This window comes from Ruegeria sp. YTSA135 (genome assembly GCF_059610165.1).
The window spans coordinates 1-13,655 of the sequence record NZ_JBXWNC010000008.1 but is presented as its reverse complement, the minus strand read 5'-3'; the positions used below and the strand labels follow the sequence as shown (position 1 = coordinate 13,655).

At 52.6% G+C, this 13,655-nt stretch carries 13 protein-coding genes; 8 read left to right on the top strand and 5 right to left on the bottom strand.

Annotated features, from left to right (window positions below; translation table 11 throughout):
• The first annotated feature begins 192 nt into the window (after nt 1-192).
• The gene (locus AC2FIT_RS11965; RefSeq protein WP_496829714.1) at nt 193-492 is read left to right on the top strand and encodes a hypothetical protein; all 300 of its coding nucleotides are present in this window, start codon (nt 193-195) and stop codon (nt 490-492) included.
• 50 nt (nt 493-542) lie between these two features.
• Here the strand turns inward: AC2FIT_RS11965 and AC2FIT_RS11960 are convergent, their stop codons facing one another.
• From AC2FIT_RS11960 to AC2FIT_RS11945, 4 genes are all read right to left on the bottom strand, one after another.
• Entirely contained in the window at nt 543-1,778 is a 1,236-nt protein-coding gene (locus AC2FIT_RS11960) for an ABC transporter permease (RefSeq protein ID WP_496829712.1), read from the bottom strand.
• On the bottom strand, nt 1,775-2,578 hold the full coding sequence (locus AC2FIT_RS11955) for an ABC transporter ATP-binding protein (protein ID WP_496829710.1): 804 nt from the start codon (nt 2,576-2,578) through the stop codon (nt 1,775-1,777). Before AC2FIT_RS11955 ends, AC2FIT_RS11960 begins: the two co-directional genes overlap by 4 nt.
• Before the next feature lie 3 nt (nt 2,579-2,581).
• Entirely contained in the window at nt 2,582-3,910 is a 1,329-nt protein-coding gene (locus AC2FIT_RS11950; protein ID WP_496829708.1) for an efflux RND transporter periplasmic adaptor subunit, read from the bottom strand.
• A 349-nt stretch (nt 3,911-4,259) separates the two neighbouring features.
• Nucleotides 4,260-4,853, bottom strand: a complete 594-nt coding sequence (locus tag AC2FIT_RS11945) for a helix-turn-helix transcriptional regulator (protein WP_496829706.1) — start codon at nt 4,851-4,853, stop codon at nt 4,260-4,262.
• A 506-nt stretch (nt 4,854-5,359) separates the two neighbouring features.
• On the opposite strand from AC2FIT_RS11945, the gene AC2FIT_RS11940 reads away from it, so the two are divergent.
• From AC2FIT_RS11940 to AC2FIT_RS11910, 7 genes are all read left to right on the top strand, one after another.
• Complete coding sequence (locus AC2FIT_RS11940; protein ID WP_496829704.1) at nt 5,360-6,064, top strand: IS6 family transposase; 705 nt, start codon at nt 5,360-5,362, stop codon at nt 6,062-6,064.
• Between the two features lie 200 nt (nt 6,065-6,264).
• Entirely contained in the window at nt 6,265-6,534 is a 270-nt protein-coding gene (locus AC2FIT_RS11935; RefSeq protein WP_496829703.1) for a DUF3489 domain-containing protein, read from the top strand.
• Complete coding sequence (locus AC2FIT_RS11930; RefSeq protein WP_496829701.1) at nt 6,531-6,980, top strand: DUF2924 domain-containing protein; 450 nt, start codon at nt 6,531-6,533, stop codon at nt 6,978-6,980. Before AC2FIT_RS11935 ends, AC2FIT_RS11930 begins: the two co-directional genes overlap by 4 nt.
• Nucleotides 6,981-6,982: 2 nt before the next feature.
• Entirely contained in the window at nt 6,983-7,957 is a 975-nt protein-coding gene (locus AC2FIT_RS11925) for a recombinase family protein (protein ID WP_496829699.1), read from the top strand.
• Nucleotides 7,958-8,143: 186 nt separating this feature from the next.
• On the top strand, nt 8,144-8,671 hold the full coding sequence (locus AC2FIT_RS11920) for a hypothetical protein (RefSeq protein WP_496829697.1): 528 nt from the start codon (nt 8,144-8,146) through the stop codon (nt 8,669-8,671).
• A gap of 767 nt (nt 8,672-9,438) precedes the next feature.
• Entirely contained in the window at nt 9,439-10,416 is a 978-nt protein-coding gene (locus tag AC2FIT_RS11915; protein ID WP_496829695.1) for a DMT family transporter, read from the top strand.
• Nucleotides 10,417-10,938: 522 nt separating this feature from the next.
• Complete coding sequence (locus AC2FIT_RS11910; protein ID WP_496829693.1) at nt 10,939-11,286, top strand: hypothetical protein; 348 nt, start codon at nt 10,939-10,941, stop codon at nt 11,284-11,286.
• A gap of 340 nt (nt 11,287-11,626) precedes the next feature.
• On the opposite strand, the gene AC2FIT_RS11905 is transcribed toward AC2FIT_RS11910, so the two are convergent.
• Nucleotides 11,627-13,426, bottom strand: coding sequence for an NAD(P)-binding domain-containing protein (locus tag AC2FIT_RS11905; protein ID WP_496829691.1), 1,800 nt, complete (start codon nt 13,424-13,426; stop codon nt 11,627-11,629).
• Between the last annotated feature and the right edge of the window lie 229 nt (nt 13,427-13,655).

The following is a 13,655-nucleotide window of genomic DNA, read 5'->3' as shown; positions in this document are numbered from 1 at the left end:
TTAGCCCCTGAAACAATTAATGCCGTTCCGAAAGCGATCAGGTACAAAACAGACCGCACTGCAAGTTCGCATAACTCATTCGGACCAGCTTGAATCAACTAGATAAGCCTGTTTATGCGCCGCCCGTTCAAGTGATGTCCATAATCCTAAATTTTGCTTCACTAGGGTACCTGATTAGCAGTGGAGGAAGACATGAAAAAGATTGCATTTGTTTCAGCATTCGCATTGGTTTGGGGAACTACGGCAGCTTTCGCGGACGGTGGATTGGCCATAGGGCAGGATCCATACGCACTAGCTGCCACGCAATGCGCAAACAACGGCGGCGGTAATGACGGCGAATATCTCGTCAAGGGCGAGTGCATAAAGGGAGTCGGCGCGGAGGACAAAAAAGCTGTATTTAAAGTTTGCAATGAGTACCATGGTAAGAAAAAATGCCGGATAGTACGTGCACGTGAATTGGATCCTGGAAATTCCGGACCGGCAACAGATTGATCAATCGGAAATAAACCCCCTTGGGCGTCCCCTATTGGGGGCGCCTTCTTTTATTCGATCCTAAGAGCCGTTATCGGGTCCAGTCGAGCCGCTCGCCGTGCGGGAAAAAGGCCGAAAAATAATCCAACGACCCCGGAAATTCCGATCGCTCCTAAAATAGATGCAGGGCTCAAAAAAACTGGCCACCCTGCTAGCTTACTGACCAGAGCCGCAGCGGCCCCGCCAATGGCTAACCCAATAACGCCACCCAATATACAGAGAACCACAGCTTCCATAAGGAATTGGGAGAGAATGTCTTTCTCTCTGGCTCCAATTGCCATTCGCAGGCCGATTTCTCGGGTGCGCTCTGTCACCGAAACGAGCATTATGTTCATGATGCCGATGCCGCCAACAATCAGCGACACCGAAGCGATACCGGCGAGAAGCCAGCCAATAGTTTTCTTCGCGGCATTTTGCGCTTCCATCATCGCCGCTGGGTCAACAACACGAAAATCCTCCTTATCTTTGGATGTAATGCGATGCCTCTGCCTCAGAAGAGAAGTAATTTCATCAACTGCTGGCTGGATGCTTTCAGTGGAAAGAGTCTTTACAAGTATGTAGTTTACCGAGCCCCGATGAACTGAGTTCGCACTGCCGATCAGGCGACGTTTTGCTGTGCTTATAGGCAGAAAAACAATATCGTCCTGCGTTTGTCCGTATCCGGAAGCCCCTTTCTCTGCGAGGACTCCAATCACCTCGAGGGGCACCGAATTGACGCGGATTGTTTTTCCCAGGGGGTCTTCGCCTGCAAAAAGCTTGCTTGCTGTGAGATGGCCTATGAGCGCAACTTTTGCCGCCCCAGATTGTTCGGCGTCGGAGAAGAAACGGCCAGACGATAGCGGCCATTCGCGGATTTGGAAATAGTCCGACGTGGTGCCGTTGACCATCATCCAACTGTTTTCCCCCTTACGCACCACCGAAGCGTTTCCTCGGACCGAGGGGGAAGCTATCGCAACCGGCTCGATTTTTCGTTCAATTTCATCGGCGTCAGCTTCTGACAATCTCGATGGCCGGCTTCTGCCAACATCACTGTTCGTGTTTTCAAGTTCGCGTGGCTCAACCAGCAAAACGTTTGACCCCAAAGTTCGGATTTGCATGGAGATTTCACGCTGCGCGCCCGACGCGAACGCAGTCATGGAAACCACCGACGCGACACCGACTATGATCCCCAACATCGTCAAAAAACTGCGGAGTTTGTTTGTCTTAATCGCGCGCAACGCGATTTTAAGGCTCTCCAACCCAGTCATCGCAGAGCTTGAAAGTCGTCTATTTCGGAGGGTGCTTCAGTCCGGTTTGACGAGCCTAAATTTCCGTTCCCAACAGCCAAACTAGGGCTGCGCTCTGATTTTCCCACAATTCGATCTCGAACTTTACGATCTAAAAGGATTTTGCCGTCTTTCATTTGCATGATGCGTTTTGCGTGCCGTGCAACCGTGGCGTCGTGCGTGATCATGACTATCGCCCGCCCCGCCGAGTTGACCTGTTGAAACAACTCCAGAACCCGTTGTCCCTTTTGACTGTCCAGCGCTCCCGTGGGCTCATCGGCCAAAACCAGTTTAGGTTCGTTTACAAGGGCGCGCGCCACAGCCACACGTTGCTGCTCTCCTCCGGATAACTGGTGAGGCATGTGTCCGCCCCGATTTTCGAGACCGACTTCTTCCAGTGCCCGTAACGCTCGTCTTCTGCGTTCCGAAGACCGAACCCCCGCATAGATCATTGGCAGTTCAATATTTTCGACCGCACTGTGTCGTGGGAGCAAGTTATAGGACTGAAAGACAAACCCAATTTCCCGGTTGCGAAACCGCGCCTTTTGGGCTGCCGACAAGTCTTCGGTTCTTTGGCCTCCCAGTGCCAACGAACCGGCATCTGGTCGATCCAAAAGCCCCAAAACATTCATCAAGGTGGTTTTCCCAGACCCCGATGCCCCGGTAATCGCTACAAATTCACCTCTGGCAATAGTAAACGAACAGTTCTTCAAGGCATCGATACGAGTCGCTCCGCTGCTATAGCTCCTTGAGAGGCCTTCGGCGATAACAAGCATAGACATGCGCTACTCCCACAAACGCAATCGAAACATGCCGCTGGAACTTGGCCGCACTATTTCACTGCTAATAATCTGGTCGCCTTCACGAAGTTTATCAGTTTCGATTGCAATATGGCTTGGGTCCCGATCACCAATGGTCACAGGGATTGCAATCGGCCGACCTTCCCCGTCCAACCTCCACACGGCCGGCGAATTGTTCTCTTGAACCAACTCGCCCAAAATCGACGGTCGAAAACTTATAGCGCTGGTTGGAACTTTAAGGGCCGGCTCGGTTTCACGAATGGTGATTCCAACTAGTGCTGTCATACCGGGAAGCAGCGCTTCATCCGGATTCTGTGTCTTTAGTATAACGGTGTAGGTCACAATATTCTGGAACGTTACCGGTGATTTGCGAATTTCGCTGACGACCCCGGTAAAAAAAGTATCCGGAAAGGCATCCACCATAAAATACGCTTCCTGCCCAATTTTGATCCGTCCTATATCGGTTTCATCCACATCCACCAGAACGACCATTTCATCAAGTCGCTGGGCTATAGTGAAAAGAGTCGGGGCCTCCAAAGTTGCAGCCACCGTTTGACCCTCTTCAATATTTCGGTTGATGATCACTCCATCGATCGGGGCGCGGATAGTGCTGCGTTGGAACTCCACTTCTGCGAGCTGTAAGAGTGCTTGTCTCTGCGGCACGTTTGCTTTTGCGCCAGCAAGTTCAGCCTTTGCGCGTGCGAAATCGGCCTTTGCAGTCTCGACCCGTAACTCATTTGTCGCAAATAGGGCTTCGGCCTCTCGCAAGACCGCCTGAGCAGAAAGAAGTTGGCCGCGTTCGTATTCCAAATCTGCAATGGAAACAGTCCCGCTTTTTTTCAGTGTTTCTTTCCGACCGAGGCTAGATTGAGCGACTTGCAATCCGGCCTTCGCCTGATCGATCTTGGCCAAGTAAATTTCTTTCTCCAACTCAGCTGCCTTGATCTCGACCGCCGCCCTGTCCATGACAGCTGTTTGCATTTCGACCGAAGCAAGAGCGATTTCGACCGAAGCCCTGGCTTCTGCCACGCGTGCGACGAAGCCTTGGCTGTCGATTTCTGCAAGTGCCTCGTCTTTTTCAACAGCTTGGTTGAAGCCGACATTCACCTTGGTAATTCGACCCGAAACTTGGGAGCTGACGTCAACGCTAACCGAAGCATCAACCGTACCGGTAGCAACGATTTCCTCAACCAAAGGACCAAACTCAACCGGGGTAGTAATGTAGGTAACTTTGTCATCCGGAGGCACTCTTTCCACAACAAGAAACCCCAGCATGGCCAAAACGGCGAATGTCGCAAAAAAGATTTTCGTCATAATTCCAAATCGTGTCACAGACTGCCCCGTTCTTCAAACCTTTCTGAAGCAAGTAGCGGCGCTAATTTCGGAAATGTGGGCAATAAAGTTTTAAAGAACCAGCGCATAACATCATCGATGTCAAGAATGTCTGACAGAGCGATTCCTAAAGAAATAAAAATATCATCCCTAGTTTAACTTAAATAAGTTAGCTTGAGTTAAGCAAGGCCACAATGATGAACCAGCCTAATTAACCTAGTCGCATTTTGCTGGTCGACATAAAATATCTCGAATAAGCTAGCGTGTATAAACTACCTCAAATGAGGTATGCTTTACTCCACATTTAAAGATGGAAAGATAGATAGGCTTCCTAATTGTTTAGATGGGTTATCAGCGATACCAGTTCAGCCTGACGATGCGTGTCTGTTTTCAGAAAGATCGACCGCAAATGGCTGCGCGCCGTCCAAATCGAAATGTCCATCTTGGATGATGCATCTTTCAGGCTCTTGCCGTCGGTGAGGGCTTTCGCCAGTGACGCCTCACATGGAGTAAGGCCAAAATGTTCTCGTAGACTGTCACGAGTGATAGAAACCTGCTCGTCCAGTTCACGGAAATTTAGCAGCGCGTGTGCGTCGCCAAATGGCAGTTTGAATTCTTCAGGTAACGGCAAAACGTCTATGCAAACCCTGCGCTCATCTTCAATTTGAACAGTCAGCGGAGGCGGCAAAGGGTCTGCATTCTCAAAGGAAAATTCAAGACCTGCCTTAACCAGCCTTTCGAACTTCTTGTTTTGTAGTTTGCCCCCAACATTAATGTCACGCCAGTGCAGGGTCAGTCTCCGATTTTTGGTGTCTGTATCATGTTTTTGCAAAGCGTATATGTTTCCATCTGCATCAAGCAGAAGAATGTTGATTGTACTCTTATCGAAAAGGGAAAACCATTGGACGAAAGACGAAAAGTTCATTAATCGCTACCCTAACCTAGTATCCAATCAGAAGTCGGCGAAGCGTGCCAGCTTAAAGGTCTGCCCTTGTGCGGTACTATCGAAACGATCACAAAATTGTGGAAGACCCCCTTGCGAATTTGAAGAGCAGCAGTAACTGAAATAATAGCTTACGTTACGGAAACACTATCATTAAGAAATTAATTTAAGTAAAGAATTGACATGGAGAGGTCGCTTCTATAACGCGACTTAGCGCTATATGTTCATCTTTTGTTTCGCTCCTCTCCACCGTTGGATGAATGCCACTTATTCGAAATTCGTAAAAATTGCTGGCTACACTGGCTAGTTGGGGCACTGCAAACTAAAATTAGACCTTCGGAACCTTAGCAAAGCACTTTTAGTGGCGTAGGTGATTCTTTTTTGATCACTTCCAATCCTGCGCTTTCAGATAAATGCAAAACAGTTTAGTGGGTCTTGTCAGAGGAAACCGGCTTGAGGCGGGTAGGTCTGTTTTGTAGCGTCGCCCCATGACCAGAAGATCGCCGTTTCGCTATTTCAAAACCAGTCCAGAAATCATCCGCCTTGCTGTGATGCTATATGTCCGTTTCCCACTTTCGCTTCGCAATGTGGAGGATCTCTTGCATGAGCGGGGTGTCGATGTCAGCCACGAAGCGGTTCGATACTGGTGGCATCGGTTTGGTCCGATGTTCGCATCTGAAATCAGGAAGCGGCGCATTTTCGGAATGAAGTCGAGCCAGTGGCGCTGGCATCTGGATGAAATGTTCGTCAAGGTAAATGGCGAACGACACTATTTCTGGCGGGCCGTCGATCACGAAGGTGAAGTGCTTGAGAGCTTTGTCACCAGGAAACGCGACAAGAAGGCTGCGTTGAAATTTCTAAAGAAAGCAATGCGTAAGCATGGCCGCCCCGAAGTGATTGTGACAGATCGGCTCAGATCTTACGGTTCCGCGCTTAGGGAAATCGGTGCTGCAAATCGGCAGGAAACGGGCCGCTGGCTGAACAACAGAGCCGAGAATTCTCACCTGCCATTCCGACGACGGGAGAGGGCAATGCTTCGCTTCAGGCGGATGCGAAGTTTGCAGAAATTCGCCGCCGTCCATGCTTCAGTCTACAACCTCTTCAATTCAGAGCGCAGCCTCTACTCAAGATCAAGATTCAAGCTGAACCGTGCCGCCGCTCTGGATGAGTGGCGCAGTCTCTGCGCGGGATAGGGGCAGTGATACTGTCTCACCCGAGACGAGTTCGAATTGGTCTGGCAGCACCCCAGCGTTCGATTGTCCATCTTCCACTGGACTTCCGGGCAAGGGCGAGTGTCACTGACGTTATTGAACGAATTTAGCCTCCCGCCCGGAACTCCGGGCTTTGGTCAGTACGGGGCACGAGATTGCCTCGCGACCAAGAGGAGACCTGGATGACCAATCAAACCACAGAAAACCTTCCTTCTGATCCCGCCAACCACAGATCGTCGAGGCCAGTTCCCGAGCCCAAAACTGAGACGCTGCGCAAACTCCTGGCACGCCGCACCGGGGCAACAGTTGTGCAGATCCAAAAGCAGTTGGGCTGGCAGCCGCATACGATACGCGCGGCGATCTCGCGCCTGCGGTCGTCGGGCGTACGTGTTGAGCTTGACCGGTCGGGCAGGGTGGCCCGCTACCGTATCATGCCGGGGGAAGGACAATGACATCGACTGTGACCGCCCCCGATATCTGCCGACTAGCAGAAGTTGACGCCGCAACGCTGCGCCGTATCTGGCAGGCGACCACGGGCACCGCGCCGCCCAAAACCTTTACCGCGCGCCTGATGCGGTTGTCGTTGGCATGGCATGCACAGGCAGCTTCGGCGGGAGGTGAGAGCGCCTTTGCACGCCGTGCCTGGAAGCGGGTCATCCGTGCCCGGACTGACTCGCGTTTCCTGAATAGCTGCAGGGGCGCCGTACCAGCAACGGTTGGCGACGGAACCCGCATCCTGAAGGCTTGGGGCGGGGACACCCATGAAGTGGTGATTACAGCGGACGGCGGCGCGATCTGGAACGGCCAGAGCTATTCCTCGCTGTCGGCGGTGGCACGGGCGATGACCGGGACCAACCGCAACGGGCCCAAGTTCTTTGGTTTGCGCGAGGTCGCATAGCCATGATCCGCCAGCGCTGCGCCATTTATACCCGTAAGTCGACCGAGGAGGGGTTGGAACAGGACTTCAACTCGCTCGACGCGCAGAGGGAAGCCTGCGCGGCCTATATCCTGAGCCAGAAGCACGAGGGCTGGGCAGAGCTCTCTGATCGCTATGACGATGGCGGGTTCTCCGGCGGATCCATGGATCGACCCGGACTTACACAATTGCTCAACGAAGTGGAGGCAGGCCGCGTCGACGTCATCGTTGTCTACAAGGTGGACCGCCTGACCCGGTCGCTGGCGGACTTTGCGAAGATGGTCGATCTCTTCGACGGGGCAGGGGTGTCGTTCGTGTCGGTCACCCAAGCCTTCAATACGACATCGTCTATGGGTCGCCTGACCCTAAACGCCCTATTGTCATTCGCCCAGTTCGAGCGCGAGGTGACGGCTGAGCGTATCCGGGACAAGGTTGCAGCTTCCAGACGTAAGGGGATCTGGATGGGGGGCGCGGTGCCAATGGGGTATGACGTCAACGACAAAGCCTTGGTTGTTAACCCGGTTGAGGCCGAAGCGATCCGCACCATATTTGCCGAGTATCTGGCGGCCGGATCGGTACGCGAACTGTCCGACAGGCTCGACGCGCTCAGTATCGTAAGCAAACGCCGGACCGACCGGTACGGGCGCACGACGGGAGGTACATCCTTCTCTCGTGCTGCGCTCTACAACATCCTGCGCAACCCCATCTATATCGGCAAGACTCGTCACAAGGAAGAGCTCTATGATGGGCTACATGAGGCCATCATCGACGATGCTACCTGGCAGCAGGTGCAGGAGCTGCTTGCAAGCCACGGTGGCAGGAAGATCGGAACGACCCGACGGTCAGCTCGGCGCCTACTCGACGGGCTGCTCTATGATTCCGTAGGCCGCCCAATGCGCACGACCTACGCCAGCAAGTCGACGCGCACGGGCGGAACAGCCCAATCGCGGCGGTATTGATATTACACGTCAACGCCATCCGGCTCAGACGACCAAGGCAACATCGAACGACTTCCCGCCGGAGAAGTCGAGCGGCTGGCTCTGAGTGGGCTCAGGAACCACCTGGACGATCGGTCATGGCTGACCCGGCAGATCAGATCGACAGTCGATTTTGATCCGTCGTCGATCGCAGAGATCCTCCGGGCAGTGAATTTTCTGAGAAACCAGATTGCCGATGAGGGTGAACACCCAGATGCACAGCATCTCGCCGGCTTGGTCGACCGCATTGATTTATCAAAGGGGCAGTTTTGTGTTCGGTTGGATCTGGGTGCGTTACTGCCAACTGAGAATGCTGAGTTGCCAATCCATGCCGCCTTCGACGTCTCGTTCCAAAAGCGTCAGACCGGACGGGCGAGGCCGATCATCATTGCGCCGGACGATACGCCTCAGCCGGATCAGGGCCTCATCAACCTCGTCGCTGATGCGAGACGGTGGTCAGCCGAACTTCTTGACGGCACGTCCAGCACCATCCGCCAGATCGAAGACCGCGAAGGGCTCCGAAGCGGATCGGTCAGTCGCATCCTGCCACTTGCCTGGCTGGCACCGGATATCTCAACGGCTATTCTCGAAGGCCGTCAGCCACAACACCTCACGGCAAAGAAGGTGCGTAGCCTTCCGGAATTACCGCTGAACTGGCATGAACAGCGGAATATTCTGGGCTTTCCGCATCAATAGCGCATCCAGGCCTGCCTCAAGACCTCACGCGTAAATGCTCCACTGAGACTTCGGCCGAAATCGCGCCAAAATGGCTCTGATCAGAGACAATACTTGAGGTCTCGACTGCCGTCACTCCTCGTAACCCACGGAAAAAATAGCACTATCCAGAGAGGGCGTGACCAACACGGTTTTGTGGTGACTGAGTGGTGGTGGAACCAGTCTTGAGCGAACCGGTCTCGGGTGTTGTTTTCCCTGCTAACAGGGAATTTACAGGGAATATTTGCAGTTTTTCGTCGATTTGGCCTATTTCTTGGGTATTTTTCCGATTTTTCCAGAGCGATTACAACGTGTTATTGAGCAATTCCCTGCTCTTCAAAGAACAGGGAATTTATTGCGAGGAACAGGGAAATATTTAGGCAGAACAGGGAAGAAAACTAGCAGTACAGGGAAGGGGCCTCTTGACGCGTCACTAGGGTCGACCTGCTCCCAAGTGACGGCTTGCGCAGCCTAAGCGGACACTCAGCCAAAGTGCGGCGAACAACGGCACTGAGCCGATTGTGTTGAAAAACTCCGGTTATCGAAAATCGCACCGAAAAATTAGAACAAATTTCCCACAGGTCGCCTGTTTGAAAACACTGTTTGCAAAACGTCACTTTTGCAGAACGATTTTCTGCCAATTTGACCGTTCTCGGCGAAGCACCGAGTTTTTCAACACAAGCAGCCCGGAGCGGAAGTTCTGTTGGCATTCCTTTCGCGTGAGCAGCGAACTGTAAACGCGCGGTAAGTTGACGGATTTGAATAGCGTCAAATTAAAGGTTGCTCTAATCAATTCGTATATGGCCATCACACCAATCATTCCGAAAAAGCAGCTATCAACGTCTCAACGAACAGACAGCCTGCGCGGCATCGCTTTTATGGCGATGGGCATGTTTCTGTTCTCCGGCGTTGATACGATGGGAAAGTTCCTGACAGACACCGTTCATCCCATCCAGATCGTGTGGTTTCGCCAACTGGGGCTGTTGTTGGGTGTGCTCGTACTAATTGGTGTTCAGGGCAAATCTGTTTTGTCCTCCACCAATCCCAAACTGCAGATAGGGCGCGGCGTTCTGGCGGCTTGTTCTGCAACGCTCTTCATTGTTGGCGTCGCCTACGTTCCGTTAGCTGATGCCGTCGCGATCACATTTGTTGCCCCCTTCATGGTGACTTTGATGGGCGCGCTGATCCTGCGAGAGCCGGTGGGTGTCCGAAGATGGTCCGCCGTGGTCATCGGCTTCCTCGGAACTCTGATCGTCATCCGCCCCGGTTTGGGCGTCATTCATCCCGCTGCGCTCTTATTGATCGTGGCGGCATCTGCCTTCGCTCTGCGGCAGGTACTCTCTCGTATTCTGGCGGGCGAAGACAAGACACGAACCACGGTTGCGTACACTGCAATCGTGTCCTGGGGCCTTCTGACGCTTCCATTGCCATTCATCTGGCAAACACCAGAAAGCCCGCTGGAATTCGGTTTGTTACTGGCAATGGCTGTATTTGCAGCAATTGCTGAGATTCTTGTCATAATGGCCTTGGACGCCGCCCAGGCCGTCGTGGTCGCTCCCGTTCAATACAGCTTGCTTTTGTGGGGCACTCTCTACGGGTTTATCGTGTTTGGGCAGTTGCCAGATGGATGGACCTGGCTCGGCGCCGCCATCATCGTGGCGACGGGACTTTATACTTTGAATCGTGAAAGACTTGCGCTGCAGGCGAGAAAGCGGCCCGATGCCTAGTCTGCAGCCGAAACCGGTGGTCTTCGCAAAGAACTTATGAAGGTCGGATGCTATGTCTGCAAAGCTCTGGATTTCAGTCATCTGGCAGTTTTTGTCAGATAGCGGCTTCGAGCTGATTGTGTTGAAAAACTCGGTGCTTCGCCGAGAACGGTCAAATTGGCAGAAAATCGTTCTGCAAAAGTGACGTTTTGCAAACAGTGTTTTCAAACAGGCGACCTGTGGGAAATTTATTCTAATTTTTCGGTGCGATTTTCGATAACCGGAGTTTTTCAACACAATCAGCCCTTCTCAGACCTTGATCGCTTGCGCGGCATTCGAAACAGTGAACAGGAACTCGCGGCTGCATTCAACGGCATAGCATAACGGTGCTGTAAAGTTGCCAAGCTACTTCGCACACTGGAGAATCAAATGTGCCGATCGACGCTTATACTGCCAATGGCAATAGCTATATTGGGAGGTCCAGCATCATCCCAACCCCTCTTTGAGGAATCCAAAGCTTTCAATCCTTCCAGCGAAACGGCAATGGCGATTACCGGGCCAGTGATCTTGTCTACCGAGCAGATGGTTTTCGAGACCGGAAGGTTTCTTGATCTCGAATTTCATGACCCCAAGAGTTCAGGCCATTGGGGCGCGTCTGGCGACGTGCCTGTTGCTCAGGTGTTTCGTGTATCAGGGGATGCAGGCCCACTGCGTCGGGGAAACACGCTTTGTGGCGACCAGCCAATCACGTATATGGCAGCCTGGAGTGAGGACAGCTCCGGGTTCACCTACCTTGGCGTAGCGATGTTTACTGGAGTGGAACCGCCTGAAGGCATTGCCGATCAAGCGTTGTGCGCGACGTATTTCTTCTCGATGGATGTTGCGGAGTAGTCCGGCAGTTGTCCTGAACTCATTGACAGAGAGGACTATTCAAAGTCTGGGGCAAACATGCGGTTCTCTATGTGCCAGGCTCACCGCCATCAGGTTAAACCCGGACTTCAAACGCATCTACGAAAGAGTCACCGACAGTGGAAAACCTGCCAAGTTCGCCACTGGCCTTCGGTAACGACAACACTCTGTTGCCAAACAGGCGCGAACTGAATTTTGACTACAAGCCGCGCAAAATATCTCGCGAACACTTCTGACTTTTAATGGAATGAAGGGACGGTTGATTTAGCGCGTATTCGTTTGGGAAAGTTGGGCCGGAATTTTTCCGGCCCGACGACGACGATCAAGACAAATGGTGTACGTCTTGAAGGCCATAAACAGGCGTTTCGATACCTTCCATCCGAGCTTTTATCTGCAGCGACAGAAACTGCGAATAATGGCGCGATTGATGCAGATTTCCGCCATGAAACCATAGAGCTTCTTGCTGCGTGGGTTTCCACATGTTGCGCTGTTCCCCCTCCCAAGGACCCGGATCCTTGGTGGTATCCGATCCCAAACCCCATACTTTCCCGACTTTGTCAGCCATTTCTTGACCAGCCAGATCTGCAATCCAACCATTCATCGAATTGTAGCCAGTTGCATAGACAATGACATCTGCGTCGAGATGTGTTCCATCATCTAAAATGACGCCGGTTTCGTCCACCTCAACAACCTGACCACGCTTTATCTTGATCTCTCCGTCAATGATAAGTTGGCTGGCGCCGATGTCGATATAGTAGCCTGAGCCACGGCGCAGATATTTCATGAACAGACCGGAGTCGTCGTCACCCCAGTCCAGCCAAAACCCTGCTTTCTCAAGCCCGTCATAGAACGCCTTATCCTGTTCCTTCATCGCGGCGTAGGCTGGAATCTGGAACTCATGTAGGATCGCATAGGGCAGCGAAGCGAAGATAAGGTCTGCCTTTTCGGTCGTCATGCCGGCTTCGACGGCTCGTTCGGAATAAAGATCCCCGAGCCCGATCTCCATCAAAGTATCGGACCTCACAATATGTGTAGAGGAACGCTGAACCATGGTGACGTCGACATCATTCTCCCACAGGGCAGCCGCGATGTCGTGCGCGGAGTTGTTTGACCCAACTATAACCGCCTTTTTGCCCTTGTACTTGTCTGGGCCTGGATGCTGCGATGAATGATGCTGATCGCCCTTGAACTTATCCATGCCCGGAAAGCTCGGCATGTTGGCCTTGCCTGACATACCCGTCGCCATGACCAGCTGTTTAGGTTTCAGCGTTACTTCCTCACCGTTGCGATCTACAACGACCGTCCACTCCTTGGTTGTCTCGTCATAGCTGGCGGACTTGGCGGTCGTATGCGTCCAGTAGTTGAGCTCCATCACCTTGGTGTACATTTCGAGCCAATCACCGATTTTATCCTTGGGTGAGAAGACCGGCCAATTCTCTGGGAATTTGATGTAAGGCAGATGGTCGTACCAGACGGGGTCATGCAGGCAGAGGGACTTGTAGCGTTTACGCCAGCTGTCGCCGGGGCGCTCGTTGCGCTCCACAATGATAGTGGGCACGCCGAGTTGGCGAAGACGTGCACCCAAAGCAATACCGCCCTGTCCGCCGCCAATGATCAGGCAGTAAGGTTGCGTGTTGTATCCGAGTTCCGTCTCTTCTTGTTCCCGCTCTTCTTTCCAGGTCATGCGGTGTTTCCCCGCTCCATGTTTAGCTCCGAGCGGACGCTGAAAGCCTTTGGGTTCTTCATGTCCTTTGAGTTCGACCATTGTGGTCAGCAGCGTCCAGATCAACCCATCCTTCAGACGGATCAAACCGTAACCGCGCGCAACCTCAGTTTCAAATTTGATCCATGCTGTTGTGATGCCACCGTCTACAGTCGGAACCTCGCCATCCGCGACCTTCCATCCTGTTGGCTTAATCGTCTCCAGTTGGTGCCGCAACATATCGGCCACCTGACCTTTTCCTTCAACCGTTTTGATGTTCCAAGTGAAGGTCACTAGGTCGCGCCAGTAGCAGTCATCCTGAAACATCTCGGTGGCAGCTTCAACATCTCCTTTTTCGAGTGCTTCGCCGAACGCATCAAGAAATGTCTGCGTCTGGTCCGTTAGTGTCGTATCAAGCATTTCATCCTCCCTTCGCTTATCCATTTTAGATAGCAGCCTATGGGAAGGGGGCCTTCAGAATCCAGACATTTAACGAGCCCCGAACATTGGCACCAAACCGACCGCAAGGACGACGCCGTTGTTTAAAAAGACTTCAAGCCACTGACCTCTTAGTCCGCAAGTGAGACATACATGACTGGCGCCGTGAAAGTCCGGTTTCGGAGTTTTCTGCTGCACACGCACAACATCG

Excerpts from the sequence above, each read along its gene's own strand:
- AC2FIT_RS11960 (WP_496829712.1), bottom strand. The coding sequence starts at position 1,778 with ATGACTGGGTTGGAGAGCCTTAAAATCGCGTTGCGCGCGATTAAGACA.
- AC2FIT_RS11940 (WP_496829704.1), top strand. The coding sequence starts at position 5,360 with ATGACCAGAAGATCGCCGTTTCGCTATTTCAAAACCAGTCCAGAAATC.
- AC2FIT_RS11950 (WP_496829708.1), bottom strand. The coding sequence starts at position 3,910 with ATGACGAAAATCTTTTTTGCGACATTCGCCGTTTTGGCCATGCTGGGG.
- AC2FIT_RS11925 (WP_496829699.1), top strand. The coding sequence starts at position 6,983 with ATGATCCGCCAGCGCTGCGCCATTTATACCCGTAAGTCGACCGAGGAG.
- AC2FIT_RS11965 (WP_496829714.1), top strand. The coding sequence starts at position 193 with ATGAAAAAGATTGCATTTGTTTCAGCATTCGCATTGGTTTGGGGAACT.
- AC2FIT_RS11945 (WP_496829706.1), bottom strand. The coding sequence starts at position 4,853 with ATGAACTTTTCGTCTTTCGTCCAATGGTTTTCCCTTTTCGATAAGAGT.
- AC2FIT_RS11930 (WP_496829701.1), top strand. The coding sequence starts at position 6,531 with ATGACATCGACTGTGACCGCCCCCGATATCTGCCGACTAGCAGAAGTT.
- AC2FIT_RS11910 (WP_496829693.1), top strand. The coding sequence starts at position 10,939 with ATGGCGATTACCGGGCCAGTGATCTTGTCTACCGAGCAGATGGTTTTC.
- AC2FIT_RS11955 (WP_496829710.1), bottom strand. The coding sequence starts at position 2,578 with ATGTCTATGCTTGTTATCGCCGAAGGCCTCTCAAGGAGCTATAGCAGC.
- AC2FIT_RS11935 (WP_496829703.1), top strand. The coding sequence starts at position 6,265 with ATGACCAATCAAACCACAGAAAACCTTCCTTCTGATCCCGCCAACCAC.
- AC2FIT_RS11905 (WP_496829691.1), bottom strand. The coding sequence starts at position 13,426 with ATGCTTGATACGACACTAACGGACCAGACGCAGACATTTCTTGATGCG.